Annotated in this window: 23 protein-coding genes; 12 read left to right on the top strand and 11 right to left on the bottom strand. The window is 67.2% G+C overall.

Annotated features, from left to right (window positions below; translation table 11 throughout):
• Nucleotides 1–8 precede the first annotated feature (8 nt).
• The gene (locus ACLIJ1_RS02370) at nucleotides 9–1,052 is read left to right on the top strand and encodes an extracellular solute-binding protein (RefSeq protein WP_411364770.1); all 1,044 of its coding nucleotides are present in this window, start codon (nucleotides 9–11) and stop codon (nucleotides 1,050–1,052) included.
• Between the two features lie 101 nt (nucleotides 1,053–1,153).
• A complete protein-coding gene (locus ACLIJ1_RS02365) occupies nucleotides 1,154–1,912 on the top strand; it encodes a 3-hydroxyacyl-CoA dehydrogenase (RefSeq protein WP_411363873.1) in 759 nt (252 codons plus the stop codon).
• A 26-nt stretch (nucleotides 1,913–1,938) separates the two neighbouring features.
• Here ACLIJ1_RS02365 and ACLIJ1_RS02360 read toward each other — a convergent pair whose 3' ends face one another.
• Nucleotides 1,939–3,882, bottom strand: a complete 1,944-nt coding sequence (locus ACLIJ1_RS02360) for a GspE/PulE family protein (RefSeq protein ID WP_411363872.1) — start codon at nucleotides 3,880–3,882, stop codon at nucleotides 1,939–1,941.
• A 127-nt stretch (nucleotides 3,883–4,009) separates the two neighbouring features.
• Here ACLIJ1_RS02360 and ACLIJ1_RS02355 point away from each other — a divergent pair, with 127 nt between their 5' ends.
• The gene (locus ACLIJ1_RS02355) at nucleotides 4,010–5,854 is read left to right on the top strand and encodes a gamma-glutamyltransferase family protein (protein WP_411363871.1); all 1,845 of its coding nucleotides are present in this window, start codon (nucleotides 4,010–4,012) and stop codon (nucleotides 5,852–5,854) included.
• Here the strand turns inward: ACLIJ1_RS02355 and ACLIJ1_RS02350 are convergent.
• Nucleotides 5,851–7,497: an acyl-CoA synthetase gene (locus ACLIJ1_RS02350; protein WP_411363870.1), complete on the bottom strand. Its 1,647-nt coding sequence runs from the start codon at nucleotides 7,495–7,497 to the stop codon at nucleotides 5,851–5,853. The genes ACLIJ1_RS02355 and ACLIJ1_RS02350 overlap by 4 nt on opposite strands.
• 45 nt (nucleotides 7,498–7,542) lie before the next feature.
• Between ACLIJ1_RS02350 and dnaG the strand changes: the two genes are divergently transcribed.
• Both dnaG and rpoD read left to right on the top strand, forming a co-directional pair.
• A complete protein-coding gene (dnaG, locus tag ACLIJ1_RS02345; RefSeq protein WP_411363869.1) occupies nucleotides 7,543–9,537 on the top strand; it encodes a DNA primase in 1,995 nt (664 codons plus the stop codon).
• A gap of 305 nt (nucleotides 9,538–9,842) precedes the next feature.
• The gene (gene rpoD / locus ACLIJ1_RS02340) at nucleotides 9,843–12,170 is read left to right on the top strand and encodes an RNA polymerase sigma factor RpoD (protein ID WP_411363868.1); all 2,328 of its coding nucleotides are present in this window, start codon (nucleotides 9,843–9,845) and stop codon (nucleotides 12,168–12,170) included.
• A gap of 400 nt (nucleotides 12,171–12,570) precedes the next feature.
• On the opposite strand, the gene ACLIJ1_RS02335 is transcribed toward rpoD, so the two are convergent.
• Nucleotides 12,571–13,419 (bottom strand): class III extradiol dioxygenase family protein, encoded by an 849-nt coding sequence (locus ACLIJ1_RS02335; RefSeq protein WP_411363867.1) that lies wholly within the window; start codon nucleotides 13,417–13,419, stop codon nucleotides 12,571–12,573.
• Between the two features lie 16 nt (nucleotides 13,420–13,435).
• Nucleotides 13,436–13,780 carry a protocatechuate 4,5-dioxygenase subunit alpha gene (locus ACLIJ1_RS02330; RefSeq protein WP_411363866.1) on the bottom strand — a complete coding sequence of 115 codons (345 nt, stop codon included), beginning with the start codon at nucleotides 13,778–13,780 and terminating at the stop codon, nucleotides 13,436–13,438.
• A 93-nt stretch (nucleotides 13,781–13,873) separates the two neighbouring features.
• Between ACLIJ1_RS02330 and ACLIJ1_RS02325 the strand changes: the two genes are divergently transcribed.
• Nucleotides 13,874–14,803 (top strand): LysR family transcriptional regulator, encoded by a 930-nt coding sequence (locus ACLIJ1_RS02325; protein ID WP_411363865.1) that lies wholly within the window; start codon nucleotides 13,874–13,876, stop codon nucleotides 14,801–14,803.
• Between the two features lie 6 nt (nucleotides 14,804–14,809).
• Here ACLIJ1_RS02325 and ACLIJ1_RS02320 read toward each other — a convergent pair whose 3' ends face one another.
• Nucleotides 14,810–15,697 (bottom strand): helix-turn-helix domain-containing protein, encoded by an 888-nt coding sequence (locus tag ACLIJ1_RS02320; RefSeq protein ID WP_411363864.1) that lies wholly within the window; start codon nucleotides 15,695–15,697, stop codon nucleotides 14,810–14,812.
• Between the two features lie 110 nt (nucleotides 15,698–15,807).
• Here ACLIJ1_RS02320 and ACLIJ1_RS02315 point away from each other — a divergent pair, with 110 nt between their 5' ends.
• The 3 genes from ACLIJ1_RS02315 to ACLIJ1_RS02305 are packed head-to-tail and all read left to right on the top strand — an operon-like array spanning nucleotide 15,808 to nucleotide 18,572.
• Nucleotides 15,808–16,995, top strand: a complete 1,188-nt coding sequence (locus tag ACLIJ1_RS02315; protein WP_411363863.1) for a cytochrome P450 — start codon at nucleotides 15,808–15,810, stop codon at nucleotides 16,993–16,995.
• A 7-nt stretch (nucleotides 16,996–17,002) separates the two neighbouring features.
• Nucleotides 17,003–17,326 (top strand): 2Fe-2S iron-sulfur cluster-binding protein, encoded by a 324-nt coding sequence (locus tag ACLIJ1_RS02310; protein ID WP_411363862.1) that lies wholly within the window; start codon nucleotides 17,003–17,005, stop codon nucleotides 17,324–17,326.
• A gap of 10 nt (nucleotides 17,327–17,336) precedes the next feature.
• Nucleotides 17,337–18,572, top strand: coding sequence for an NAD(P)/FAD-dependent oxidoreductase (locus ACLIJ1_RS02305; RefSeq protein WP_411363861.1), 1,236 nt, complete (start codon nucleotides 17,337–17,339; stop codon nucleotides 18,570–18,572).
• 7 nt (nucleotides 18,573–18,579) lie between these two features.
• Here the strand turns inward: ACLIJ1_RS02305 and arsA are convergent, their stop codons facing one another.
• The 6 genes from arsA to ACLIJ1_RS02275 form a co-directional block, all read right to left on the bottom strand.
• Nucleotides 18,580–20,367 carry an arsenical pump-driving ATPase gene (gene arsA / locus ACLIJ1_RS02300; protein ID WP_411363860.1) on the bottom strand — a complete coding sequence of 596 codons (1,788 nt, stop codon included), beginning with the start codon at nucleotides 20,365–20,367 and terminating at the stop codon, nucleotides 18,580–18,582.
• Nucleotides 20,368–20,411: 44 nt separating this feature from the next.
• Entirely contained in the window at nucleotides 20,412–21,782 is a 1,371-nt protein-coding gene (locus ACLIJ1_RS02295; protein WP_411363859.1) for an ATP-binding protein, read from the bottom strand.
• Nucleotides 21,779–22,480, bottom strand: coding sequence for a response regulator transcription factor (locus ACLIJ1_RS02290; protein WP_411363858.1), 702 nt, complete (start codon nucleotides 22,478–22,480; stop codon nucleotides 21,779–21,781). Before ACLIJ1_RS02290 ends, ACLIJ1_RS02295 begins: the two co-directional genes overlap by 4 nt.
• A 4-nt stretch (nucleotides 22,481–22,484) precedes the next feature.
• Nucleotides 22,485–22,775, bottom strand: coding sequence for a hypothetical protein (locus ACLIJ1_RS02285; RefSeq protein ID WP_411363857.1), 291 nt, complete (start codon nucleotides 22,773–22,775; stop codon nucleotides 22,485–22,487).
• Complete coding sequence (locus tag ACLIJ1_RS02280; RefSeq protein WP_411363856.1) at nucleotides 22,768–23,238, bottom strand: Spy/CpxP family protein refolding chaperone; 471 nt, start codon at nucleotides 23,236–23,238, stop codon at nucleotides 22,768–22,770. The genes ACLIJ1_RS02285 and ACLIJ1_RS02280 overlap by 8 nt, the downstream gene beginning before the upstream one ends.
• Before the next feature lie 69 nt (nucleotides 23,239–23,307).
• Nucleotides 23,308–24,279, bottom strand: a complete 972-nt coding sequence (locus tag ACLIJ1_RS02275; protein ID WP_411363855.1) for a LysR family transcriptional regulator — start codon at nucleotides 24,277–24,279, stop codon at nucleotides 23,308–23,310.
• Between the two features lie 78 nt (nucleotides 24,280–24,357).
• Between ACLIJ1_RS02275 and uraD the strand changes: the two genes are divergently transcribed.
• From uraD to ACLIJ1_RS02260, 3 genes are read left to right on the top strand one after another with little or no spacing between them, the layout of a single operon-like run.
• Nucleotides 24,358–24,948, top strand: a complete 591-nt coding sequence (gene uraD / locus ACLIJ1_RS02270; RefSeq protein WP_411363854.1) for a 2-oxo-4-hydroxy-4-carboxy-5-ureidoimidazoline decarboxylase — start codon at nucleotides 24,358–24,360, stop codon at nucleotides 24,946–24,948.
• On the top strand, nucleotides 24,945–25,919 hold the full coding sequence (locus tag ACLIJ1_RS02265; RefSeq protein WP_411363853.1) for a Bug family tripartite tricarboxylate transporter substrate binding protein: 975 nt from the start codon (nucleotides 24,945–24,947) through the stop codon (nucleotides 25,917–25,919). Before uraD ends, ACLIJ1_RS02265 begins: the two co-directional genes overlap by 4 nt.
• Before the next feature lie 3 nt (nucleotides 25,920–25,922).
• Nucleotides 25,923–26,291: a hydroxyisourate hydrolase gene (locus tag ACLIJ1_RS02260; RefSeq protein ID WP_411363852.1), complete on the top strand. Its 369-nt coding sequence runs from the start codon at nucleotides 25,923–25,925 to the stop codon at nucleotides 26,289–26,291.
• Nucleotides 26,292–26,349: the final 58 nt, after the last annotated feature.

Genomic DNA, 26,349 nt, shown 5'->3' with positions numbered 1-26,349 from the left:
AAACCGCCATGCGCAAGCTTCTGAACGTTCCAATTGTCCTCGCCGCTGCCACGCTTTCCCTGAGCGCCCTGGCGCAGGACAAGGTGCTGAACATCTATTCGGCCCGCCACTACCAGACCGATGAGGTGATGTACGACACCTTCACCAGGACCACTGGCATCAAGATCAACCGCGTCGATGCGGACGACGCCGGTATCGTGGCGCGCCTGAAGGCCGAGGGTTCGGCCTCGCCGGCCGATGTGATCCTGCTGGTCGACGCCGCCCGCATGGCCACGGCGGATGCCCAGGGGCTGTTCCAGCCGATCAAGTCGGCCAAGCTGGACGCAGCGATTCCTGCCCACCTGCGCGCCGATGCGACCAAGGACGGCGTGACCTGGACCGGCTTCTCCACCCGCGCCCGCGTGATTGTTTACGACCCGCTGCGCGTCAAGGCCGCCGATGTCGCCACCTACGAGCAGTTGGCCGATCCCAAGCTCAAGGGACTCGTCTGCACCCGCTCGGGTTCGCACCCCTACAACCTGTCCCTGTTCGCCACGGTGGTCGAGCGTCTGGGCGACGCCAAAGGCGAGGCCTGGCTCAAGGGAGTGGTCGCCAACATGGCCCGCGCGCCCAAGGGCGGCGACACCGACCAGATCAAGGCCGTGGCCTCCGGCGAATGCGGTGTGGCCCTGACCAACACCTACTACGCGGCGCGACTGATCAAATCGGCCGACCCGCAGGAGCGCGCCGTGATGGAAAAGGTGCGCGTCGTGTTCCCCAACCAGGGCACTACCGGCACGCACGTGAACATCGCCGGTGCCGCGGTCGCGAAGTACGCCAAGAACCGCGAGAACGCGATCGCCTTCATGGAATACCTGGCCAGCCCATTCGCGCAGGAATACTTCGCCAACGGCAACCACGAGTTCGCGGCCGCCAAGGGCGTGAAGATCGACAACCCGGCGCTCAAGGCCATGGGCGGCGACAGCTTCAAGGCAGAACAGATTCCGCTGGGTGTGGTCGCCAAGAACCTGGTCAAGGTGCAGCAGATGCTGGACCGGGTCGGGTTCAAGTAAGGCTGACCGCCTTCGATCCGAAAGCCCGCTTCCCGCGGGCTTTTTTGTCGGCCATAATTGACGTTTACGTTAACGTCAATTCCACCCAAGAGGAGCAGCACATGGAGATTGCAGGCAAGGTTTTCATCGTCACCGGCGGCGCATCGGGCCTGGGCGAAGGCACGGCACGCGTGCTGGCGGCCAACGGCGGCACCGTGGTCATCGCCGACATGCAGGCTGAAAAGGGCGAGGCGGTCGCCAGAGAAATCGGCGGAGCCTTCGTCAAGTGCGACGTCAGCAGCGAGGCCGACGGTCAGGCCGTGGTGGCCAAGGCCGTCTCCATGGGCAAGCTGATGGGCCTGGTCAATTGCGCCGGCATCGCTCCCGCCGAGAAGACCGTGGGCAAGAACGGCGCACATTCGCTGGCCGTGTACACCAAGACCATCATGGTCAACTTGGTCGGCAGCTTCAACATGATCCGTCTGGCGTCCGAAGCCATGTGCAAAAACGAGCCAGAGGCCACCGGCGAACGCGGCGTGATGATCTCCACCGCCTCCGTCGCCGCCTACGACGGTCAGATCGGCCAGGCCGCCTACGCGGCGTCCAAAGGCGGCGTGGTGGGCATGACGCTGCCGATCGCCCGCGACCTTTCTCGCAACGGCATCCGCAACATGACCATCGCCCCCGGCATCTTCGGCACGCCCATGCTGTTCGGCATGCCGCAGGAGGTGCAGGACGCGCTGGCCGCCAGCGTGCCCTTCCCCAGCCGCCTCGGCACGCCGCAGGACTATGCCAAGCTGGCCATGCACATCATCGAAAACGACATGCTCAATGGCGAAGTGATCCGCCTGGACGGAGCGATCCGCCTCGCCCCTCGCTGAGTGCGCTGACGGCGGAGCGTGGGGGGTCAGCGATAGGCGGTGCGGGCCTGCTTGAGGTCGATGCGGCCCTGCACCACCTTTTCCAGCGCGTCGTGGCGCAGGCTGCGCATGCCTTCGCGCACCGCGAGATCGAAAATGTCGGTCGGGCGGGCGCGCTGCTGGATCAGCTGCTTGATGGCCCGGCTGTTCTGCAGGATCTCGTAGATGCCCAGGCGACCTTTGTAGCCCTTGCCGCCGCAGTGGTCGCACCCGACCGCATGGCGCATCCGCACCCCGGTCGGCGAAGAGGCGCCGGCGGCTTCGAGCAGCCGCTCCTGCGCCAGCGACAGCGGCATGTCGCTGCCCTCGCGGTACTCCTCCAGCAGGGCCGTCCACGCGACGTCGTCGAGTTCGCGCTCGTGCGAACAGTGCGTGCACAGCGCGCGCACCAGGCGCTGCGCCACCAGTCCCAGCAGGGAATCGGCGAAGTTCATCGGGTCCATGCCCAGGTCGAGCAGCCGCACCACGCTCTCGCTGGCGTTGTTGGTGTGCAGGGTCGAGAGCACCAGGTGACCGGTGAGCGAAGCCTCGATCGCGATCTTGGCGGTCTCGGCGTCGCGGATCTCGCCGATCATGATGATGTCCGGATCGGCCCGCAGGAAGCTGCGCATCGCGCTGGCAAAGGTCAGCCCGACCTTGGGGTTCATCTGCACCTGGCGCAGGCCGGCCTGGGTGATCTCGATCGGGTCCTCGGCGGTCCAGATCTTCTTGTCGGCCGTATTGACCTCGGCCAGCATCGAGTGCAGCGTGGTGGTCTTGCCCGAACCGGTCGGGCCGACGGCCAGCACCATGCCGAAGCTGCGCTGCGAGAAACCCGCGATGGTTTCCAGATCACGCGGCTGCAGGCCCAGTCCCGAGAGCGGCAGCGGCTTGGCCGATTCGAGCAGGCGCAGGACCACATCCTCCAGCCCGTCGTGGGTAGGCATGACCGCCACCCGCAGCTCCAGCGGACGGCCGCCGAACTCGGCGAAATCGATCTTGCCGTCCTGCGGCCGCCGGCGCTCGGAGATGTCCAGCCGCGCCATGATCTTCAGCCGCGAGACCAGCGGTGCGCGCAGCTTGGCGGGCAGCCAGAGATAGGGTTCGAGGTCCCCATCGCGACGGAAGCGGATCGCCGTCAGTGCCTCGCCGGCATTGGATTCGATGTGGATGTCCGAAGCGTGCAGGCGCTGCGCTTCGCCGATCATTTCGTTGACCAGCCGCACCATGCCGGCCGACTCGCTGGCCGATGCCAGCTGCTCGGCCTCGGCGGCCGAACCGACCTCCACCATCGCCTGCATCACCAGGTCTTCGACGGCCGCATGCTCCGGCGGCGCGGCCACACCCGCGGGCGTGACCCGTCGGCGTACTTCGTCGACGATGGCCGGTGCGCTGTGGGCATGGCCCGACCGCTCCATCCGGTCCTGCACCTCCAGTCGCCGTTCGATCGCTTCGCGGCTGGCCCAGACCATGGCCACCGAGTGCCCGCTCAAGGAACACAGCTGGTGGTGCAGCTCCTTGCTGGTCGGTGCGCACGAGGCGACGTAGAACTGCTCGTTGGCCATCCCCAGTGGAACCACGTGCAGCGCATGCGCCTGGCGCAAAGGCAGCAGCTGGAAGGCCTTCGGATCGCCGTCGAAACCCAGCACTTCGATTTCCAGCAGTCCCGCCACCCGCGCCAGTGCACGCTGCAACTCGTCCTCGGTCAGCAGCAGGCGCTGCACCAGTTCTCCCGAGCGGGAGCGAAGCAGGTCAGGGTCTTCGGCCATCAGTGCATGCAAGGTGGCTTCGTCCAGCAGGCGCAACTGCAACAGCGCGTCGGGCAGCCCGACAATGGGCAGGCGATGGTTCAGTTCCTGTGCCGCCAGCAGCTGCGGCAAGGTATGGACCGCTGCGCGGGCAGTCGCCAGAAAAGAGGCGCTCGAACGGTCCGGTGTCGCGGTGAGGGTCATCTGGGCTCCTGTGGCCTGTGCAAGGCAGGCCCTGAGAACAAAATACCCCATACCGGTAACAATGTGTTTGATCCCGGGCAAGCGCCGCCCGGCCCAGAGGAGAACCCCAACAATGCTTCCGTCGAAGATGCGTGCGTTATTCCACGTTCTCGCTCTGGGGCTGGCCGCCTCGCTGGCCGGATGTGGCTCTACCGGCCAGCACACGGGCCCGCAGGCCGGTTTCTACCGCCCGCCGCCCCAGGCTGTCGCCCAGCCCGAAGCGGCCTCGGGCTGGACGCCCAAACCCGGCTGGGCCTTCCCGCGCATGGCCGTGGCCGCGGCCAATCCGCTCGCGGCCGACGCCGGCCTGCAGGTGCTCAAGGCCGGTGGCAGCGCAGTGGACGCGGCGATCGCGGTACAGATGGTGCTGACCCTGGTCGAACCGCAGTCCAGCGGCATCGGCGGTGGCGCGTTCCTGCTGCACCACGACGGCCGGCGGCTGCAAGCCTTCGATGGCCGCGAAACCGCGCCGGCTGCCGCGACCGAAGCTCTGTTCCTGGGCGGCGATGGCAAGCCGATGCCGTTCATAGAGGCCGTGGTCGGTGGCCGTTCGGTCGGCACGCCCGGCGCCGTCGCCATGCTGGCGCTGGCGCACGGCCAGCACGGCCGTCTGCCCTGGGCCAGCCTGTTCGAACCCGCGATTGCGCTCGCCGAACAAGGATTCGCCGTCAGTCCGCGCCTCCACACCCTGCTGTCCGAAGAAAGCGCACTCAAAAACGATCCGGTCGCCGCAGCCTATTTCTACCAGACCGATGGCACGCCGCACCCGGTCGGCCATGTGCTGAAGAACCCTGCCCTCGCCAAGGTGCTGCGCGACATCGCGGCAACAGGACCGAAGGCGCTGCACGAAGGCCCACTGGCGCAGGCCATCGCCGGCCGCGTGCGGCAACACGCCGCCAACCCCGGACTGCTGAGCACCGACGACCTGCGCAACTACCGGCCGTTGGAGCGCGAAGCCCTGTGTTTCGACCACAGCGCCAAGGGCCGCGCCTTGCGCATCTGTGGTTTTCCGCCGCCGAGTTCCGGCGCTGTCGCGATCGGCCAGATCCTGGGCTTGCTGGCGCGCACGTCGCAGGGCAACCGCCCGCTGGACGGCACGCCCGATGCGCCATGGCTGCACGCATACACCGAAGCCTCGCGGCTGGCATTCGCCGACCGCGCCTTGTACCTGGGCGACCCCGACCGCGTGCCGCCGCCCGCAGGGCGCTGGAGCAGCCTGCTGGACCCGGCCTACCTCGACCAGCGAGCGCGTCTGATCGGTACCCAGCGTCTGCCGCAGGCGCCTGCCGGACAGCCGGGCGCGGCCGCGGTCATGTCCTGGGCGCCGATGCCCGACCAGCCGGAATACGGCACCAGCCACATCAGCATCGCCGACCCGTTCGGCAACACGCTCGCAATGACGACCACCATCGAGTCCGCCTTCGGCGCGCGCCTGATGGTCGGCGACGCCAGGCTTCCCGGCGGCTTCCTGCTCAACAACCAGCTGACCGACTTCAGCTTCACCCCGCGCGACGCACAAGGACGTCCGGTGGCCAACCGTGTCGAGCCAGGCAAACGTCCCCGCTCCTCCATGTCGCCCACGCTGGTGTTCGACAAGGCGACGGGCGAGTTGCTGATGAGCGCGGGAAGCCCGGGCGGCGCACTGATCATCCATTTCACCGCCAAAACCCTGCTGGGTACGCTCAACGGCGGCCTGGGCCCGCAGGCGGCCATCGACCTGCCGAATTTCGGGTCGGTCGGCGGGCCGCTGTTGCTGGAAGCTGGCCGCTTTCCGGCCGCGACGGTGCAGGCGCTGCAGGGGCTGGGTCACACGGTCAGCGAAACGCCGATGCCCAGTGGTTTGCAGGCCTTGCAGCGCGGGTCGGCAGACGGCAAGGCCGTTTGGCTGGGCGGGGCCGATCCCCGGCGCGAAGGGATCGTTGCCGGCGACTAGACGTCGATGGCGGATGCGGAACCTGCCCGCTTGCGCAACTCGAACTTCTGAATCTTGCCCGTGCTTGTCTTGGGCAGTTCGCCAAACACCACATAGCGCGGCACCTTGAACCCGGCCAGGTGCTGCTTGCAGTGCCGCACGATGTCTTCCGGCGTCGTGTGTGCGCCGAACTTCAACTCGACGAAAGCGCACGGCGTCTCGCCCCACTTCGGATCGGGCCGCGCCACCACCGCCACGGCGAGCACGTCGGGGTGGCGGTAGAGCACGTCCTCGACCTCGATCGACGAGATGTTCTCGCCGCCCGAAATGATGATGTCCTTGCTGCGGTCCTTGATCTTGAAGTAGCCGTCGGCGTACTGCACCGCCAGGTCGCCGCTGTGGAACCAGCCACCGGCAAAGGCCTCGGCCGTCGCCTTCGGGTTCTTCAGGTAGCCCTTCATGGCGATGTTGCCCTTGAACATGATCTCGCCCATGGTCTCGCCGTCCAGCGGCACCGGCATCATCGTCTCGGGGTCGAGCACGCGCACGTCGCGCTGCAGGTGGTAACGCACGCCCTGGCGCGCGTTCAGCCGGGCGCGCTCGCCGATGTCGAGCGCATTCCAGGCTTCGTGCTTGGCGCAGACCGTGGCCGGGCCATAGACCTCGGTGAGGCCGTAGACGTGGGTCAGGTCAAAGCCCATCTGCTCCATGCCTTCGATCATCGAAGCCGGCGGCGCGGCACCGGCGACCATGGCCCTGATGCCGGCCGGCACACCAGCCTTCATCGCGGCCGGCGAATTCACCAGCAGACCGTGCACGATGGGGGCGCCGCAGTAGTGGGTCACGCCGTGGTCGCGCATGGCGTCGAAGATGGCCTGCGCTTCCACGCGCCGCAGGCAGACGTTGACCCCCGCCCGCGCGGCGATGGTCCAGGGGAAGCACCAGCCGTTGCAGTGGAACATCGGCAGCGTCCAGAGGTAGACCGCGTGCTTGGGCAGGTCCCATTCCAGGATGTTGCTGATGGCGTTCGTGGCCGCGCCGCGGTGGTGGTAGACCACGCCCTTGGGATTGCCGGTGGTGCCGCTGGTGTAGTTGAGCGCGATCGCGTCCCACTCGTCGCCTGGCAGGTTCCAGGCGAAGGCCGGGTCGCCGCCGGCCAGGAAGGCTTCGTAGGTGGTGCTGCCGAGGGGTTGGCTATCGCCGGTGAACAGCGCATCCTGCACGTCGATCAGCAGCAGCGGTGAGGTGGCCTGGCGCAGCTTGAGCGCCTTGGCCATGGTGCCGGCGAACTCGGGATCGACGATCACCGCCTTGGCTTCGCCGTGGTCGAGCATGAAGGCGATGGCCTCCGGGTCCAGCCGGGTGTTGAGCGCGTTGAGCACCGCGCCGGCCATGGGCACGCCGAAATGTGCCTCCACCATCGGCGGGGTGTTGGGCAGCATCACCGCCACCGTGTCGTTCTTCCCGATCCCGGCGCGTTGCAGGGCGCTGGCGAGTTGTCGGGTGCGGGCGTAGGTCTGGGCCCAGGTCTGGCGCAAGCTGCCGTGCACGATGGCCAGCCGGTCTGGGTAGACCTCGGCCGTGCGCTCGATGAACGACAGCGGCGAGAGCGGCGCGAAGTTGGCTTCGTTGCGGGGCAGGTCCTGGTCGTAGATGCTGGTCATGCGGGTCTCCGTTGTTCCTGAAATGACGTGGGCGAGAATAGCCCCGTGGCCATACCGCAATCTTTCATCCAGGAACTGCTCAACCGCGTCGACGTGGTCGATGTGGTGGGCCGGTACGTCCAGCTGAAAAAGGGCGGCGCCAACTTCATGGGGCTGTGCCCGTTCCACGGCGAAAAGTCGCCGTCGTTCAGCGTCAGCCCGACCAAGCAGTTCTACCACTGCTTTGGCTGCGGGGCCAACGGCAACGCCATCGGCTTCCTGATGGAACACGCCGGCATGAGCTTCATCGAGGCGGTCAAGGACCTGGCCCAGCAGATCGGTCTGCAGGTGCCCGAAGACGACGTCTCGCCGCAGGACCGCGAGCGCGCCGCCCAGCAGCGCCAGAAGCAGGCGACGCTCACCGACGTGCTGGAAAAGGCCGCCAAGGCCTACCAGAAAGACCTCAAGGCATCGCCCCGCGCGGTGAACTATCTCAAGGGTCGCGGCCTGTCGGGCCAGATCGCCAAGGACTTCGGCCTGGGCTACGCGCCCGAGGGCTGGCGGCACCTGGCCGGCGTGTTTCCCAACTACAGCGAACCGCTGCTGGTCGAGTCCGGCCTGGTGATCGAGCACGAGGACGAGAAGGGCCAGGATGGCGAAGCGAAGCGCTACGACCGCTTCCGCGACCGGATCATGTTCCCGATCCGCAACGTCAAGGGCGAATGCATTGGGTTCGGAGGGCGCGTGCTCGACAAGGGCGAGCCCAAGTACCTGAACTCGCCCGAAACCCCGGTGTTCAGCAAGGGGCGCGAGCTCTATGGCCTGTTCGAGGCACGCACCGCGATCCGCCAGCACGGCTACGCCCTGGTGACTGAGGGCTACATGGACGTGGTCGCCCTGGCACAGCTGGGTTTTGCCAACGCCGTGGCCACGCTGGGCACGGCCTGCACGCCCGACCATGTGCAAAAGCTGTTCCGGTTCACCGACGCGGTGGTGTTCAGCTTCGACGGCGACGGGGCCGGCCGCCGTGCAGCACGCAAGGCGCTGGACGCCGCCCTGCCGCTGGCGACCGACATTCGCAGCGTCAAGTTCCTGTTCCTGCCACAGGAGCACGATCCGGACAGCTACATCCGCGAACACGGCGCCGATGCTTTTGCCAACTTCGTCAAGCAGGCAGTGCCGCTGTCCAGGTTCCTGATAGATGCTGCCAGCGCCGACTGCGATCTGGCCACCGCCGAAGGACGCGCCCGCCTGTCCAGCCAGGCGCGCCCGCTGTGGAACTTGTTGCCCGAAGGCGCCCTGAAGCGGCAGCTGCTGGGCGAGCTCGCCCAGCAGATTGGCATCGGCACGCCGGACCTGCAGCAACTCTGGCAGCGCGACGACCGTGGCGCTCGCCGGCCGCGTGAGGACCGATCCATGCCGGCGCCCCAGGGTCAGGCTGCACCGACGGGCACGGACCACCAGTCGTCGCCCTATTCCACGTCAACCTCCGCTCCGGCACCGCAAAGCGGCCCCGGCGCCTGGAGCGCACCGACCGAAACCTACAGCCGGAGCCAGTGGAACAGCGGAAGTGGCCGCAACGGCTGGCGCAAGGGCCCGCCTCCGCCGCCTCGCATGCTCGGTCGCCAGACCGCGAGCAAGAGCCGTGCGGACCGAGCGGTCGGGCTGCTGCTGGCCAACGCCGCCGCCTGGGACAGCCTGTCGGCCGACGACCACGCCATGCTGGCGCACATGCCTGCACCGCACGGTCCGGTCTTCGCCTGGCTCGAAGCCCAGTTGCACGAACACGGCGCCCAGGCCTGGGCCGCGCTGCGAGAAGCCCTGCGCGATGAACCCTTCGAGACCTATGCCTGCGCCGAGGTCGAACAGGCCACTGTGGCCGCCGACAGCGACTCCGAGCTGAGCGAACTGGCCGGCGTGATGGACCTGCTGCGGCGCGACGAACTGATGCGGCTGAGCCAGGCCCTGTCGGTGCAGGCCGAGACCGATCCGGCGGCCCGGGAGCGTCTGCGCGAGCTCAATGAGCGCATCAAGGCCCTGAAACCGGGCCATCCGATATAATCCAAGGTTTGCACCGCAAGCGCGACAGCAGCACCTCCGGCACCGGCCACTCCCCAGGACAGGGGTTACACGGGACTCCCCCAGGCCAACCCGGCGACCGCACCCCGGTCCCGGCGCACCCCGCAAGGACTGCACACCAAATGTTCGCCCACACAGCTTGCAGGCCCGCACTTCCCCGGCGAAGTACGGGCTTCTGTGCTTGATTTGCCCGACAAAAACCACCGGATCTGCGCCCGAAATGGCGGCACTCTGGCGTTTTTTGTGTGTCTCAGCCGGTTCCTTTCCTGACGTTTTTTGAGGTTCCCATGCCCGCGAAGAAAGCCAGTACGCCTGCCCCCAGCACCAAAGCCGCCAAGAAGCCTGCCGCCAAAGCCGCAGCTCCCGAGCCGAAAAAGAAAGTTCCTGCCCCCGTGACCGACAAAGCCCCTGCCAAGAGCGCCGCCAAGGCCCCCGCGAAAGCCGCTGCCAAAACCGGCAAGACCAAGGCCGAAGAACTCGACACCGTCGACGCCGAAGAGCCGGCAAAGAAGAAACCTGGCCGCCCCGCCAAAGCCGCCGCCGACAAGCCGGCCGCCAAGCGCGGTCGCAAGCCCAAGGCTGCCGCCAAGGAAGAGAGCGACCTCGACGATGCCGACCTGAGCGACATCGAAGAGGATCTGGCCGAAGAGGTGGTCGAGGAAGTCGCCGATCCGGCGGCGCCGGCCGAGAAGGTCAAGCCGCTGCGCATGAAGATCAGCAAGGCCAAGGAGCGCGCGCTGATGAAGGAATTCGGCCTGGACGAAACCGTCCTGTCCGAAGAAGAAGCCAAGCTGCGCCGCGAACGCCTCAAGACCCTGATCAAGCTGGGCAAGACGCGTGGCTACCTGACCCACGCGGAAATCAACGATCACCTGCCCGACAAGCTGATCGACGCCGAAACGCTGGAAGTCGTGATCGCCCTGCTCAACGACATGGGTGTGGCGGTGTACGAGCAGACGCCGGACGCCGAAGCGCTGATCATCACCGACAACGCGCCCACGGGCTCCAGCGAAGAAGAAGCCGAAGAAGCCGCCGAAGCCGCGCTGTCGTCTGTCGACAGCGAGTTCGGCCGCACCACCGATCCGGTCCGCATGTACATGCGCGAAATGGGCACGGTGGAACTGCTGACCCGCGAAGGCGAAATCGAGATCGCCAAGCGCATCGAAGGCGGCCTCAACGACATGATGGCCGCGATCAGCGAAAGCCCGGCCACCATCGCCGAGCTGCTGGCGATGTCCGAAGAAATCCGTGAAGGCAAGGTCGTGATCTCGACCGTGGTCGACGGTTTCGCCGACGCCGATGCGGCCGACGACTACGTGGCCGAAGAAGACTTCGACGACTACGACGAAGCCGATGACGACGACGGCAAGGGCGGCTCCAAGGCCCTGACCCGCAAGCTGGAAGAACTCAAGCGCGAAGCGCTGCAGCGCTTCGACACGATGCGTGACCAGTTCGAGAAGCTGCACAAGATCTACGACAAGGAAGGCTACGGCACGCCCCACTACGTGAAGACGCAGCAGGCCATCACCGAGACGCTGATGACCATCCGCTTCACCGCGAAGGCGATCGAGAAGCTGTGCGGCACGCTGCGCGGCCAGGTCGACGAAGTGCGCAAGAAGGAACGCGAACTGCGCCGCATCATCGTGGACAAGTGCGGCATGCCGCAGGAAACCTTCATCAAGGAATTCCCGGCCAACCTGCTCAACCTCAAGTGGATCGAGAAACAGGCCGCCGCCGGCAAGTCCTGGAGCGTGGTGATGGAGCGCAACATCCCGCCCGTGCAGGAACTGCAAACCGGCCTGATGAACATCCAGAACAGCGTGGTGGTTCCGCTGACCCACCTCAAGGACATCCACAAGCGGATGAACCAGGGCGAGTCGACCTCGCGCGACGCGAAGAAGGAAATGATCGAGGCCAACCTGCGACTGGTGATCTCGATCGCGAAGAAGTACACCAACCGCGGCCTGCAGTTCCTGGACCTGATCCAGGAAGGCAACATCGGTCTGATGAAGGCAGTGGACAAGTTCGAATACCGCCGCGGCTACAAGTTCTCGACCTATGCCACCTGGTGGATCCGCCAGGCGATCACGCGCTCGATCGCCGACCAGGCGCGCACGATCCGTATCCCGGTGCACATGATCGAGACCATCAACAAGATGAACCGCATCAGCCGCCAGCATTTGCAGGAGCACGGCTTTGAACCCGATGCTTCCATCCTGGCTGAGAAGATGGAGATGCCGGAAGACAAGATCCGCAAGATCATGAAGATCGCGAAAGAGCCGATCTCGATGGAAACCCCCATCGGTGACGACGACGATTCGCACCTGGGCGATTTCATCGAAGACCAGGCCAACACGGCGCCCATCGAGGCGGCGATGCAGGCGGGCCTGCGTGAAGTGGTCAAGGAGATCCTGGACAGTCTGACGCCGCGCGAAGCCAAGGTGCTGCGCATGCGTTTCGGCATCGAGATGTCGACCGACCACACGCTGGAAGAAGTGGGCAAGCAGTTTGACGTGACGCGTGAGCGGATCCGTCAGATCGAGTCGAAGGCGGTGCGCAAGCTCAAGCACCCGAGCCGTTCGGACAAGCTGCGCAGCTTCATCGATTCGCTGTAATCCGGTTCAGCGTTTTCTTGTCACACAGCGGGGGCCTTCGGGCTCCCGTTTTGTTTTGTGCTCCCTGTTGTTGAACTCCCCTCCTTGTTGACCGCGGCTGGGTGGGCCTGCGCCGCTCATGTCCCCCGGCGGCCTGCGGCCGCCTCCTCCTTTACTTCGCTCTGCAGGCCCACCCAGCCACGGTCAACGCGATCACCCGAGTGCGCCCACGGTGGTGCGCCAACAGTATCTCGGTGACGGAAGTGATCCGTGCCTGACGCAGCGAAGTAAAGGAGGAGAACCGGCGCAGCCGGTTCGGGGGACATGAGCGGAGTCAGGTACCGGTCGCTTCCGGCACTCGCTAGTCAAGCTGGCATGAAAAAGGGGCCCAAAGGCCCCTCCGAGACAAGCAAAAGAACAATCAGACCGTCTCCAGCGCCAGCACACCCGTAGCCGTATTGGAAATCGGGATGTGGTAGTTGCTGTGCACCTTGCGCACACCCGAGCCTGCCGCCGTCAGCGCCGCCCGCATCGCCAGCCACATCAGCAGCTCCACGCCCTGCGTGCCCGCCTTCTCCACCAGCTCCAGATCGCTGAACTGCGTCGCCCACTCCGGGTTGGTTTCCATGCTGTCCAGAAACTGCAGGTCGAACTGCTTGTTGATGAAACCGGCGCGCTCGCCATCCAGCTGGTGCGACAGGCCACCGGTGGCCATCACCGCCACACGCTTGTCGCTCTGCCAGCTCTGGATCGCCTCGCCCACTGCCTTGCCCAGCTTGTAAACGCGCTTCGCCGTCGGCAGCGGGAACTGCACCGTGTTGATGTTGATCGGCACGATCTGCACCGGCGCCACTTCGTGCTCGGGCCAGAACAGCTTGAACGGCAGTGTGCAGGCATGGTCCACCAGCATCTCCTGGCAGGTCACGATGTCGAACTCTTTCGCGATCAGCTCGTTGATCAGGTGCCACGACAGATCCTGGCAGCCCGGGATCGGCGGCAGCGTCGGAATGCCCCAGCCTTCGTCCGCGTTGCTGTAGGTCGCGGCGGCGCCCACGGCGAAAGTCGGCATCTTGTCGAGGAAGAAATTCAGGCCGTGGTCGTTGTAGAACACCACCACCACGTCCGGCTTGACCTTGCCCAGCCACTGATGGATCGGCGGAAAACCGTCGAAGAAGGGCTTCCAGTAGGGCTCGTTCTGGGCGCCCCGGTGGATGGCGCCGCCGATGGCGGGGATGTGCGATGTGGCCAGGCCACCGATGAGTTGTGCCATGTCTGTGTCTCCTGGTTCAGCACTGTTGATTGGCCGCAACGAGCTTGGCCTTGAACTGTTCTTTGGTCATGCCCGTCTGCTGGGCGCCGATGTCCTGCATGTCCAGGCCGAAGATGCCGGCGAACTTGGCCAGGTAGTAGGCGTTGCCACCCGCATCAATCAGGGCCAGCACCTGCTTGGAGCGGATGGCCTCGGCCTGCTCGTGGTTCAGGCCGAACTGCTGCATGTAGGCCTCGGGATCGGCCAGGAAGGCGTCGCGGTTGGCCTTGTGGTTGAACGAGTAGCACATCTTGTTTAGGGCGTAGCCCTTCTGTGCCGCGCCGCCGTCGAACGGCGTGGTGCCAGGAATGGTCTTGCTCACATCTGTCTCCTGCGTGGGTGGATTGACGTCGGTCAAGGCGGGAGTATTCCCAGACCATTGCCAAAGATAAACAGATGAATGATCATCAAATGCATGAATGAATTTGATTGGTCAGACCTCGATGCCCGGTTGCTGCAGCTGCTGGTCGCGGTCGTCGAGGCGGGCAGCATCACCGGCGCGGCCCATGCGCTGGGCGTCACGCAGTCGGCCGTGAGCCACCAGCTGGACAAATTGCGCGCGATCACCGGCGACGCGTTGTTCGTCAAGAGCGGCCGCGGCATCGTCGCCACCGCGCGCGCTGGCGAACTGGCGGTGCAGGCGCGCGAACTGCTGCGCCAGTTGCAGGGCTTTGCCCACTCCGGCGCCTTCGACCCCGCGCGCTGGCAGGCGACGATCACCATCGCGGCCAACGACTTCCAGCGCGATGTGCTCCTGCCACCGTTGATGGCGCGCCTGCGCGAAGCAGCGCCCGGCGTCGCGCTGCGGGTGATTCCGTCGGCGATTCCCAGCCTGGAGATGTTGCGCGACGGCGCCTGCGATCTGGCGATCAGCCCGAGACCGCCCGAGGGCAGTGACATCCTGCAAAAGCGTCTGTTCGAGGACGAGTACCGCGTGTTCCACGACCCGGCTGCCCGCGCCGCGCCAGCGTCGCTGAAGGACTACCTCGCCGCCGACCACATCACCGTGGTCTACGAACCCCGGCGGGCGCTGGACCTGGATCGCACGCTCGCTGAGCGCGGTGTGCGGCGGCGTTTCGCCATCATGGTGCCCGGCTTTGCAGGGATGCCCGGCTTCCTGCGCGGCAGCCAGCTGCTGGCGGCCGCTCCGAGCCTGCTGGGCCGCGGCCTGCTGGCCGGTTTCGCGAGCGTGCCCTTGCCCCTGCCCTGCCCGAAGCTGCCGATGTACCTGATCTGGCACCGCCGCCACCAGGACGACGCGGCGCACCGTTGGCTGCGCGGGGAACTGGAGGCGTTGGTGCCGGGTGTGATGGCGGGCGACGCTCCCCCCGGGCCGGCCCGCTGAGCGGGGTCACAGCTTCGTTTGCTGGGCCTGCCGCCAGCGCTGCGGACTCATGCCGGTGCGGCGCTTGAAAAAGCGCGAAAAGTAGGCCGGGTCTTCGAAGCCCAGTTCGTGCGCCAGGCTGGCCGCGGGGGCAGCGATGTACACCAGGCGGCGGCAGGCTTCGCGGGTGAGGCGCTCGTGCACCAGATCCAGCGCGCTGCGCCCGCTCTCGGCCCTCACCATGCGGTTGAGCCGCTGGATCGACAGCCCCAGGCGCGAGGCATAGCGCTCCATCGGCCAGTGCTCGAGAAAGTGCTCCTCAACCAGCAACAGGAAGCGGGTGAACAACGCCTGGTGGCCGTGCGCCAGTCCGCTGCCCTCGCGCCGTCCCTGTTCGCTGGCGCGCGCCAGCCGCCACACCACCGACCGTGCCAGCCACTGCACCACCGGCGACCCGGCCGAACCCGGCAGAGCGAACTCGGCCGACAACGCTTCGAGCAGCGCATGCAGCCGCTGTGTGCCGACCTCCTCCGGCGAAAAGTGCACAACACCCGGGCCAGCGAACAGCGCCCGGAACGCTTCACCCGCGGCCTGAAAATCCCCCTCGACGAAAAACCGTGCGCTCAGCGTGAGCACGCGGCCATCGGTTCCGGGCGCAAAGCGGAAGCCGTGCACCACCCCCGGTGGCACCACGATGGCGGCCGGTCCGTCGACCTCGGCCTTCCACTCATCCAGCTGCACCGAAGCCGCACCGCGCCAGAGCCACAGCACCTGGTACAGGCCCTGGTGCAGGTGCGGATCGATCTCCCAGCGGTAGAGCTGGCTGCGCGACTGCACCTCTTCGATGTGCAGCATCTCCTGGCCGGGCGTGGCGGCCTCGCCGTAGAGGGCGAAACGCGGGATGGTGCGGGGCATCGCTGGTCGGATTGATCGAAAAGTACAAGAATTATCCCTGCTTTGTGCAGTGCCTTGTGGCCGCTGGCGCCCTACAGTCCGTCTCGCATGCCCCACACAGGAGACAAGACATGAACCTCGGCAGCTTCCATTTCGACCCGTATTCCCCGGCCATCGACGCCGACCCCTTTCCCTACTACCGGCACCTGCGCGACGAGCACCCCTGCTTCTGGAGCGACGAGGCCCAGATGTGGATCCTCTCGCGCTACCAGGACATCGTCACCGCCGGCCAGGACTGGCAGACCTACTCCAGCGCCAGCGGCAACCTGATGACCGAGCTGCCCGGCCGCGCCGGCGCAACGCTCGGCAGCTCCGACCCACCGAAACACGACCGCCTGCGCGGCCTGATCCAGCACGCCTTCATGAAGCGCAACCTGCTGGCGCTGGAAGAACCCATCCGCGACGTCGCGAAAAAGGTCTTCGGCCAGCTGCAGGGTGTCGGCGAGTTCGACTTCAAGGACGTGTCCTCGCAATTCACCGTCAAGGTGCTGATGGCCGCGCTGGGCCTGCCCATGGGCGAGGACGCCCTCGTGCCCGAGCAGGAGGTGCGCGACAACGCCGTGCTGATGGTGCAGAGCGACGCCCGCACCCGGGCCAAGGGCCCCGAACACATCGCGGCCTACAACTGGATGCAGGACTACGCGGGCAAGGTGATCGCCATGCGCCGCGCCGAGCCGAAGAACGACCTGATCAGCCACTTTGCGCTGGCCGAGATCGACGGCGACCGGCTCGACGACCGCGAGGTCTTGCTGACCACCACCACGCTGATCATGGCCGGCGTCGAATCGCTCGGTGGCTTCATGATGATGTTCGCCTACAACCTCGCCACCTTCGACGAGGCCCGCCGCGCCGTGGTGGCCAACCCGGCCCTGCTGCCCGACGCGATCGAGGAAAGCCTGCGCTTCAACACCTCCGCCCAGCGCTTCCGCCGCCGCCTGATGAAGGACGTGACCCTCCACGGCCAGACCATGAAGGAAGGCGACTTTGTCTGCCTGGCCTACGGCAGCGGCAACCGTGACGAGCGCCAGTACCCCAACCCCGACGTTTACGACATCGCACGCAAACCGCGCGGGCACCTGGGCTTCGGCGGCGGCGTGCACGCCTGCCTGGGCACCGCCATCGCGCGCCTGGCGGTCAAAATCGCGTTCGAGGAATTCCACCAGGTCGTGCCCGACTACCAGCGCGTGGCCGACCAGCTGGCGTGGATGCCCTCGTCCACCTTCCGCAGCCCGCTGGTGCTGCAACTCAGGGTTCAGTGAGACCACCATGGCAAGCATCACCTTCATCGAGGCCAACGGCCATTCCACCACCGCCAACCTGCCCGACGGCTGGAGCCTGATGCAGGGCGCCACCGCCAACGGCGTCGACGGCATCCTCGGCGAATGCGGCGGCTCGCTGGCCTGCGCCACCTGCCACTGCTACGTCGACGAGCTGCTGGCCGGCGTGCTGCCACCGCCCTCACAGAGTGAGCTGGACATGCTGGAGAACGTGGCAGCCGAACGCCGGCCCAACAGCCGGCTGTCCTGCCAGATCAAGGCCAGCGCCGCGCTCGACGGCGGCGTGGTGACCCTGCCCGAGTGCCAGGAATGAGGGCGCAGGCATGAGCGCCGGCATCCTCATCGTCGGCGCGGGCCAGGCCGGCGTGATGACCGCCGAAGCGTTGCGCGCGGGCGGCTACAACGGCGCCATCACCCTGCTGGGTGACGAAACCCATGGCCCCTACCACCGACCGCCGCTGTCCAAGGCCTGGCTGGCCGGCGAGATGGACGCGGCGCAGTTGGCGATGCGCGCGCCCGAGATGCTGGCGCGCAAGCAGATCGAGCTGCGCACCGGCGTGAGCGTGATCGCGATCGACCGCGCGGCGCAAACGGTGCAGCTGGCCGATGGCAGCGCCCTGTCCTACGAGGGCCTGGTCCTCGCCACCGGCTCCACGCCTCGTGCCCTGCCGCTGCCCGGCGGCGGCGCCCCCGGTGTGCTCGCCCTGCGCTCGAAGGACGATGCCAGCGCCATCGCCGAACGCATGACCGCGTGCATCGAACAGGACCGCCCCGTCGTGGTCATCGGTGGCGGGTTCATCGGCCTCGAAGTCGCGGCCACCGCACGCAAGAAGGGCTTGAAGGTCACCGTGCTCGAAGCCGCGCCCCGTCTGCTGGGTCGTGTGCTGGCGCCGGTGCTCAGCGACTGGTACGCCGAGCTGCACCGCAGTCACGGCGTGCAGCTGATGCTGGGCGCACAGGTGGCAGGCATCGAAGCCGACGCACGAGGCGTGACCGGCGTGAAGCTGGCCGACGGCAACGTTGTTCCTGCGGGACTCGTGGTGGTGGGCATCGGTGTCATCGCCAACGACCAACTGGCGAAAGCCGCCGGACTCGAATGCGACCGCGGCATCGTCGTCGACGCCTGCGGCCACACCAGCGACCCGCGCATCGTCGCGGCCGGCGACTGCACCGCGCGGCGCCTGGCCGGCGGTTCGCTGTTGCGGCTGGAGTCGGTACAAAACGCGACCGAACAGGGCAAGAGCGCCGCCGCTGCGCTGCTCGGACAGGAACGGCCCTTCATCGCCACCCCATGGTTCTGGAGCGACCAGTACGACAGGAAGCTGCAGATGGCGGGCCTGTCCATGGGCGCCGACGGCTGGGCCGTGCGCGGCGACATAGCCGCCGGCACCGGCTTCAGCGTCTACCACTTCCAGGGCGCGCGGCTCATCGCGGTGGACAGCGTCAACGCCGCCAAGGACCACCTGCAGGCGCGCAAGCTGCTGGACGCTGGCGTGTCACCGACGCGCGATCAGGCGGGCGATACGAGCTTCGATCTGGCAAGCCTTCTGACCACCTGAGGCATCGTCAACCCACCAGCGCACCCAGCGCCGCCACCCCCACCGGCGCTTGCGGCAACCACGGCAGCACAAACGTCCGCTTCGCCAGCCCGCCCGCAATGCGCTCGGTCTGCCGGACTTCGCCCGCCAGCCGCGCCTGCAACAGCGGGTCGGTGGTACCCGTGGCGGCGATGCTTTTGTTGATCACCCAGGCCCAAGGCTCGATCTTCGCGCGGCGCAGGTCGTCCTGCAGCGCAGCGGCCTGGCTGACCGGTGTGACCTCGGGCAGGGTCACGATGACCACCCGCGTCATGCTGCCGTCCTGCAGCCGCATCAGCGGCGTGATGATGTGCAGACCCTTGCGTTCCGTCTGGCCTTCGTACTGCCGCGTCATCTGGCGGTGGTAGGCGCCGGTGGCGTCCATCAGCAGCAGGCTGTGGCCGGTGGGCGCGGTGTCGAGCACGACAAACGACGACCGCGCCTCGTTGACCACGCGGCTGAAGGCGTGGAACACCGCGACTTCTTCGGTGCAGGGTGACTGCAGGTCTTCGAGCAGCAGGGCCTTGCCCTGTTCGTCGAGGTCCTTGCCACGCGTGGCCATGATCTTGGCGATGTAGGCGGCGGTCTCGGCCCTGGGGTCGATGCGCCCGACCTTCAGGCCTTCGAGGCTGCCGTTGAGCGCATCGGCCACGTGGGCGGCCGGGTCGGTGGTGGTCAGGTACACGCTGTGGCCGCGCTGCACGAGGCCTACGGCGAGCGCGGCGGCGATGGTGGTCTTGCCCACGCCGCCTTTGCCCATCACCATGATCAGTCCGTGTCCGGTGGCGGACAGCTCGTCGGCCATGCGGGACAGGGGTTCGGCCGGCAGCTCCGTTTCCGGCGATGCGGCCTCGGGCATCGCGACCTCGCCGCCCTGCAGCAGCGCACGCAATGCGGGCAGGCCCACGGTGTCGAAGGCGCGCAACGGCACCTCGTCGCGCGGCAGTCGGGCGAGCGCATCGGGCATGCTGTCCAGCGCTTCGCGGCCCAGCCGTTCGATGGCGGTGGCGATGGGATCGCTGGCGCTGATGGCGTGGAACACGCCGTTGATCGCCAGCCGCTGGTTGGCCAGACCGAGATGCTGCAGTTCTTCGGCGGTGCGGGCGGCCTCCTGCATCGGGCGCGGATCGGGCCGCGTCACCAGCACCACCGTCGTCAGTGCCGGATCGCTCAAGGCCTTGAGCGCGGCGTTGAAGCGCGCCTCCTGCATCTTCAGGCCCGAGTGCGGGCCAAGGCAGGACGCACCGCGGTCGTTGCCGGCGAGAAAGCCGGTCCAGGCCTTGGGCAGGCTCAGCAGGCGCAGGGTGTGGCCGGTCGGTGCGGTGTCGAACACGACGTGGTCGTAGCCGCGTTCTCCACCTTCGCCCGCCAGCAGCGCGGCAAATTCATCGAAGGCGGCGATCTCGGTGGTACAGGCGCCCGAGAGCTGCTCGCGCACCGTGGCGCGCTCACCGTCGGTGGCTCCCGCGTCCATCTGCGCCAGCACGCGCTGGCGGTAGGCCTCGGCGGCCGAGTCGGGGTCGATGTTGAGCATCTGCAACCGCGGCACGCCGGGCACCTCCACCGGCTGGTTGGACAGCGCCACGCCCAGCATCTCGTCGAGGTTGGACGCGGCGTCGGTACTGACCAGCAAGACCTTCTGCCCCGCATCTGCCAGGGCAATCGCGGTGGCGGTAGAGAGCGAAGTCTTGCCCACCCCGCCCTTGCCGGTGAAGAACAGGAAGCGGGTGGCAGGGGTGGCGAAGCCGGGCAGCGATGCGGTGTGATGGGTGGTCATCGCTGCAGCATGTCACAACACACACTGCAACGCGATGACCGCGATCAAACCAGCGACAGCGTGACCGTCACCTGCAGACCGGGCTGGGCGTTGCGCACCTCGAAGCTGCCGCCGTGGGCCTTGGCTACCAGCCGGCACAGATAGAGACCCAGCCCCACGCCGCCGGCGCTGCGGGTGCGCGCACTGTCGGGCCGGTAGAACGCCTGCGCCAGCTGCTCGATCTGGTCCTCGGGCACACCGGGTCCATGGTCGCGCACCTCGATGCGGACCTTCTGTCCTTCCACGGCAAGCCGGACGATCGGTGCCTGCCCCGCACCTGCGCCGTGGCGCAGGGCGTTGTCCAGCAGGTTGCGGATCAGCAGGCGCACGCGCGCAGGGTCAACCGCCACGGACGGCAAGTCGGTCGGTGCATCCACGGTCACCTGCGACGCACCCGCATGGCGGGCGCCAAGATCCTGCACCACCGACCGCGCCAGCGCCGCCAGGTCGGTAGGCTCGCGCTGCAGCGCTGCGTGGTGGCCGGCCAGACGTTCGCTCTCCAGCAGATCGGAAATCAGAAGCGCCATCTCCTGCAGGTCGCGCAGCAGCGCGTCACGCTGTGGGTTGACCTCGGCCGACTCGGGCAGCAGCTCGGCGTTGAGCCGTGCGCGCGTGAGCGGGCTGCGCAATTCGTGACTGATCGCCAGCAGCAGCGCGCGCTTGGCCTCGAGCATCTGGTGGATGTCGCGGCCCATGGTGTTGATGGTCTGCGCGAGTTCACCCAGCTCGTCGGGGCCGTGCACGCAGCGGTCGGGGATCGGCTGGCTGAAGTCGCCGGCGCCGAAACGCCGGGCGCCTTCGCCGATCGCGTCCAGCGGCTTGAGCAGTCGCCGCACGTACATCCAGGCCATCAGCGTGAGCAGCAGCAGTGCGCCCAGCAGGTAGCCGATCATGCGCGGCTTGTGCTCGAAGGCGTCCCCGTTGATGCCGAACTCGATGGTGTGGCCGTCGGCGGTCTGGCGGTGCAGGATGCGCGGCCAGTCTTTGCCGTTGCCCCAGTCCTGACCCACGGCGGGAACTTCGTCGGTGCGGGCGCGGATCCAGTCGGGCGGACCCTGGTCGGGATGCGAGGCCCAGGTGACCACCGGTCCGCTGATGCGCACCGTCAGCGGCAGGCGCTGGGTGATGGACCGGGCACGTTCAACCGAAGGTGTCCCGCCGCCGGTGACCTCAAGTGCGAGCCGGTCCACGTAGTCCATCAGGATCGGGCGCGCGGCGTCGCGCCAGCCCATGGTGAAGGCTTTCTGTGCGCCGGTGAAGAACACGAAGCTCAGCGCCGCCGCCAGCACCAGGAACACCAGCACCATGCGCAGCTTGATCGAGTGTGCAATGCGGTGCTTGGCGCGGCGCCAGGCCGACTTTCTCTCTGGCCTCATTCGGCCTCCCGGCGCAACGCCAGCGAGTAGCCGGCGTTGCGCAAGGTCTTGATGCAGTCCAGCGGCTCCAGCTTCTTGCGCAGGCGACTGACGACGATGTCGACCGCCCGCGTGTAGAGGTCGACTTCGTGGCCGCGCAACTGGTTGAGGATGTCGTCGCGGCTGAACACCCGTCCAGGCTCGCGGGCCAGCATCAGCAGCAGCTCGTATTCGGTGCCCGTCAGTTCGATGGCCTCGCCCTGGCGCAGGACGCTGCGGCGCGCGGTGTCGATCTCCAGCCCCTCGAACTTCAGCGTCGGTGCGGCACTGAGCACGGCGGCATGGCCGTTGCCATTGGGCTTGAGCCGGCGCAGCACGGTCTGCAGCCGGGCCACCAGTTCGCGCGGCTCGAAGGGCTTGGGCAGGTAGTCGTCGGCACCGATCTCCAGCCCGACGATGCGGTCCATCACCTCGCCGCGCGCGGTCAACATGACGATGGGGATGTCGCTGTCCTTGCGGATGGTGCGGCACAGCTCGAAGCCGTCCATCTCGGGCAGCATGACGTCCAGGATCGCCGCATCGAAACCGCCGCCGCGCAACTGCGCCAGCCCGGTACTGGGCCGCGTGGCGTGGACCAGTTGCAGCTCGAAGCGCTGGAAGTAGGCGGCCAGCGGTGGTCCCAGGTTTTCGTCGTCGTCGATCAGCAGGATGCGGTTCATCGGTTCATTCTGACAGGGCGCGGTGGCGCAGGATCAGGCGGCGCAGCCGGTGCTGCTCGTCTCGGGCCAGGGCGTCGAAGCGCTCGCCGACCGACAGCAACTCGGGCAGCAGCGGCACGGCCTCGACCGGCTGGTGCTGCGAAAAGCGCGCCCAGAGCGCGAGCGCGTGTTCGCGGTCGAACTGTGGCCCCCAGAACAGGGTCAGCAGCTCGGCGTGCGGGTCGTCGGCACCGGCCAGCAGGGCCGCCGTGTGCGGGCGGCCCTGCCGGGCGAGCACGTGGATGGCGTCAGCCACGGCCCCACCAGCCATGACCACGGCGCTCCATCTTCTCGCGCACCTGCTTCTGCTGCTCGGGGTTGAGGCTGTCGTAGAAGTCGCCGAAGGCGGCCACGACCTTGGGCCCCTGGCCCTGCAACACGGTGGTCTTCTGATCCAGCATCTGCTGGGCCTTGCTGCGGTCGAACTTGTCGCCGGCGATCAGCGTGGCCATGTCGGCTCGCGGGTTGGCCGACTCGCCGCGGAAGGCCTTGCGCGAGGCAATCATCTCATCGGCCAGCACGCCCAGCTTGGCCTTCTGCTCGGCGTTGAGATCGAGCTTGCCGCTGATCTTCTCGACCGCCTTGCCGCGCATCTCGGTGATCTTCTCGTCGCTCCAGCCGCGGGCGTGGTCGCCGCGCGAACCGCAGGCGGTGAGGCCGCCCAGCGCCACGGTGGCGACGGCCAGGCCAATGAGAGAGCGTTTGATCCAGGGTTTCATGACGGTGTTCCTTTCGGGAAGCGGTTGAACATGACCGTCATGGTGCCGGCGCGGACCCGCCGCCGGGTGTCAGCGCGGTCTCGCTTTTTTTCGGTTTGTTTCAGCACCGGCCTGCCGCACGCGCGCCAGGTACTCCGTGAGGTGCACGCCCAGTCGCTCGGCCAGAACGCGCGCCATGCGCGACTGAGCCCGGGTGGCGCTGATGGCGACGCCGACGGTCTGCGGCTGGGCGCTTCGGTCCTGCAGGGGAATGAAGCGCAGCTGCCCTTTCAGGATTTCGGGTCCCGCATCCAGCTCGGAAGTGAGAGCCACATGGCTGCCGCTGCGCACCAGGCGCTTGACCAGCTGCAGCGAATTGGTGACCAGTGGCGGGCGCGCCTCCTGCAGCAGCCAGTTGTGCCGCTTTTCCAGGTAGCGGCGGATCGCCAGCGCCCGGCTCTGGGCCGCCAGCGGCCAGGCCGCCACGTCCTTGAACCCGACCTGCGCCAGGCCCGCCAGCGGGTGGTCCGGCGCCACGACACAGCCCAGCGGTAACTCCGCACTGGCGACGACATGCACCTCGCGCGAGGGCTTGAGGTTGAACACGATCGCCAGATCGACCTCGCCTTCGCGCAGGCGCTGCACCGCCTCGTCCGGGCTGAGCACATCGACTTCGAGCACGATGCCCGGATGTTCCTGGGCGACCAGTTGCACGAACTCGGGCAGGAAGCCATTGGTGTGGCTGTCCATCGCCGCCAGCCTCAGCTGGCCATGGCTCACGCCCTGCAAGTGCTTGATGTCCGAGAGCGTGCGGTTGAGGTCGGCCTTCCAGCGCTGCGACAGCGCCAGCAGCAACTCTCCAGCGGCCGTCAACCGCATGCCGCGCGGCTGACGCTCGAACAGCGGCAGCCCCAGATCCTCCTCCAGCATGAGGATGTGGCGGTCGATGGCCGAGGCCGAAATCGACACCTCGCGCGACGCCGCCTGGACCGACCCGAGCTGTGCGACGGCAGCGATGTAACGCAAGGCCTTGGGGTGCAGCAGGTTGTTGAGGTTGCTCATCTGTGCGAAAAAACAGAATGCAATGTGTTCAATTATGCGATGGACAGCAATGCAAGCGGATCGCACACTGCGGCTGTCATGTCCTCCCCAACCCACACTTCCCTGAGCCTGGCGTCGATCCGGACGCTGGAACAGGACCGCTTTGCGGACCGGCTTGGCTCATTGGTGGAACACTCGCCCTGGGTGGCGCGGCGGGCCTGGAGCCGCGGGCCCTTCGCGACCCGCCAGGCGCTCTTCGACGCCCTGGCGGCCGAGATCCGTGGTGCGGGCGACGAGGAACAGCTGGCGCTGCTGCGGGTCCACCCCGAGCTGGCCGGACAGGAAGCGCGCGCGGGCAGCATGACCACCGACTCGCAGTCCGAACAAGGCCGTCTGGGGCTGCTGCGGCTGGATGCGCCCACCGTCCGCCGCATCGAGGACCTCAACCGACGCTACCGCGAGCGCTTCGGCTTCCCCTTCATCGCCGCGCTGCGCCTGCACGCCTCGCTGGACTCGGTGCTCACCGACGTTGAACAGCGCCTGACCCACGACGACGTCACCGAGCGTCGCACTGCGCTGGAGCAGGTCTGCGAAGTGATGCGCGGCAGGCTGGAACGCACCGTGACCGACGACCCGACTCCGCATCCCTCCCCCGACACCCCACCCACCCTCGCAGGAAGCCCATCATGAACATGCCCCGCCGTCTCGTCCTTGCCGCCAGCGTCCTGCTGCCCCTGGCGCCTGCCGTGGTCCATGCCCAGGCCTGGCCAGCCAAGCCGATCAAGATCGTCGTCACTTTCGCCCCCGGCGGATCGTCCGACATCGTGGCCCGCCTGCTGCAGCCGGGCCTGCAGGAGAAGCTCGGGCAGACCGTGATCGTCGAGAACAAGCCGGGTGCGGGCAGCACCATCGGCGCCAACGACGTGGCCAAGGCGGCGCCCGACGGCTACACGCTGTTGCTGTCGAACACCGCGCCGATGAGCATTTCGCCGTTCATGATGGACAAGTCGCCCTACGACCCCATCAAGAGCTTCACCCACATCGCCTACATCGGCTCGGTGCCGAACGTGTTCGTGGTCAATCCCTCGGTGCCGGCCAAGACGCTGCCCGAGCTGATCAAGTGGATCAACTCCCAATCCACACCGGTCAACTACGGGTCTGGCGGTGTCGGCTCGATCGGCCACATCATCGGCGAGGTGTTCAAGAACCAGTACAAGCTGAAGATGGAACACGTGCCCTACAAGGGCTCGTCGCCGATGCACACCGACCTGCTGGGCGGCCAGCTGCAGTTCGCGGTGGACACGCTGACACAGAACGTGCCCTACATGAAGGACGGCAAGCTGGTGGGCATCGCCGTCACCTCGCGCAGCCGCTCCCCGATGGTGCCTGGCGTGCCGTCGGTGGTCGAGGTGGGCTACCCCAAGCTGCTGGCCGAAAACTTCCTGGGCATCTCTGCACCGGCCGGCGTGCCCAAGGAAGTGGTCGACAAGGTGCACGCCGCCGTGGCCGAAGTCGTCGCCCGTCCCGATGTGGCGAAGCGTCTGGCCGACCTCGGCGTCACGCCGGAGAAGATGAGCCAGGCGGAATTCTCGAAGTTCGTGGCCGACCAGGTGACCGAGTGGGCACCGGAGGTCAAGGCTTCCGGCGCACGGCTGAACTGAGCCATGGGCGGAGGCGTCTCCATCCATTGCGTGGACGTGGCCAGCGGTCGCGTGGCCACTGGGCTGCGTGTCACGCTGCAACGGCTGGGACCCGATGGCGAGCCGACGGGTCCGCTGCTCGCGCAGGGCCAGATCGGCGCCAATGGGTTGCTCGCGGATCCGGCGTTGATGGGCGATGCCATCACCTCTGGCGGCTACGAGGTGCGCTTCTTTGTCGGCGACTTCTACCGGACACTGGGTCACGCTGCGCCCGGCCCGGGGTTTCTGGAAGTGGTTCCCTACCGCTTTCACATCGCCGACGTGGCGCAGCACTACCACCTGCCGTTCAAGTTCACGGCCTGGGGCTTCTCGCTGTTCCGCGGCGGCGCCTGAACCGTCACTCCGTCGTCACGCCGCTGTCGTCCCGGTTTCATGTTGACCGGCGAAGCTG

The sequence above is a fragment of the Hydrogenophaga sp. RWCD_12 genome (assembly GCF_046604225.1).
In the GTDB taxonomy this organism is placed as follows: Bacteria; Pseudomonadota; Gammaproteobacteria; order Burkholderiales; family Burkholderiaceae_C; genus Hydrogenophaga.
This window is presented reverse-complemented; position numbering and strand designations above follow the sequence as displayed.

Bases quoted from the DNA above. Each gene is read 5' to 3' on its own strand.
- ACLIJ1_RS02370 (WP_411364770.1), top strand. From the start codon at position 9: ATGCGCAAGCTTCTGAACGTTCCAATTGTCCTCGCCGCTGCCACGCTT.
- ACLIJ1_RS02365 (WP_411363873.1), top strand. From the start codon at position 1,154: ATGGAGATTGCAGGCAAGGTTTTCATCGTCACCGGCGGCGCATCGGGC.
- ACLIJ1_RS02360 (WP_411363872.1), bottom strand. From the start codon at position 3,882: ATGACCCTCACCGCGACACCGGACCGTTCGAGCGCCTCTTTTCTGGCG.
- ACLIJ1_RS02355 (WP_411363871.1), top strand. From the start codon at position 4,010: ATGCGTGCGTTATTCCACGTTCTCGCTCTGGGGCTGGCCGCCTCGCTG.
- ACLIJ1_RS02350 (WP_411363870.1), bottom strand. From the start codon at position 7,497: ATGACCAGCATCTACGACCAGGACCTGCCCCGCAACGAAGCCAACTTC.
- rpoD (WP_411363868.1), top strand. From the start codon at position 9,843: ATGCCCGCGAAGAAAGCCAGTACGCCTGCCCCCAGCACCAAAGCCGCC.
- ACLIJ1_RS02335 (WP_411363867.1), bottom strand. From the start codon at position 13,419: ATGGCACAACTCATCGGTGGCCTGGCCACATCGCACATCCCCGCCATC.
- ACLIJ1_RS02325 (WP_411363865.1), top strand. From the start codon at position 13,874: ATGAATGAATTTGATTGGTCAGACCTCGATGCCCGGTTGCTGCAGCTG.
- ACLIJ1_RS02320 (WP_411363864.1), bottom strand. From the start codon at position 15,697: ATGCCCCGCACCATCCCGCGTTTCGCCCTCTACGGCGAGGCCGCCACG.
- ACLIJ1_RS02315 (WP_411363863.1), top strand. From the start codon at position 15,808: ATGAACCTCGGCAGCTTCCATTTCGACCCGTATTCCCCGGCCATCGAC.
- ACLIJ1_RS02310 (WP_411363862.1), top strand. From the start codon at position 17,003: ATGGCAAGCATCACCTTCATCGAGGCCAACGGCCATTCCACCACCGCC.
- ACLIJ1_RS02305 (WP_411363861.1), top strand. From the start codon at position 17,337: ATGAGCGCCGGCATCCTCATCGTCGGCGCGGGCCAGGCCGGCGTGATG.
- arsA (WP_411363860.1), bottom strand. From the start codon at position 20,367: ATGACCACCCATCACACCGCATCGCTGCCCGGCTTCGCCACCCCTGCC.
- ACLIJ1_RS02295 (WP_411363859.1), bottom strand. From the start codon at position 21,782: ATGAGGCCAGAGAGAAAGTCGGCCTGGCGCCGCGCCAAGCACCGCATT.
- ACLIJ1_RS02290 (WP_411363858.1), bottom strand. From the start codon at position 22,480: ATGAACCGCATCCTGCTGATCGACGACGACGAAAACCTGGGACCACCG.
- ACLIJ1_RS02280 (WP_411363856.1), bottom strand. From the start codon at position 23,238: ATGAAACCCTGGATCAAACGCTCTCTCATTGGCCTGGCCGTCGCCACC.
- ACLIJ1_RS02275 (WP_411363855.1), bottom strand. From the start codon at position 24,279: ATGAGCAACCTCAACAACCTGCTGCACCCCAAGGCCTTGCGTTACATC.
- uraD (WP_411363854.1), top strand. From the start codon at position 24,358: ATGTCCTCCCCAACCCACACTTCCCTGAGCCTGGCGTCGATCCGGACG.
- ACLIJ1_RS02265 (WP_411363853.1), top strand. From the start codon at position 24,945: ATGAACATGCCCCGCCGTCTCGTCCTTGCCGCCAGCGTCCTGCTGCCC.
- ACLIJ1_RS02260 (WP_411363852.1), top strand. From the start codon at position 25,923: ATGGGCGGAGGCGTCTCCATCCATTGCGTGGACGTGGCCAGCGGTCGC.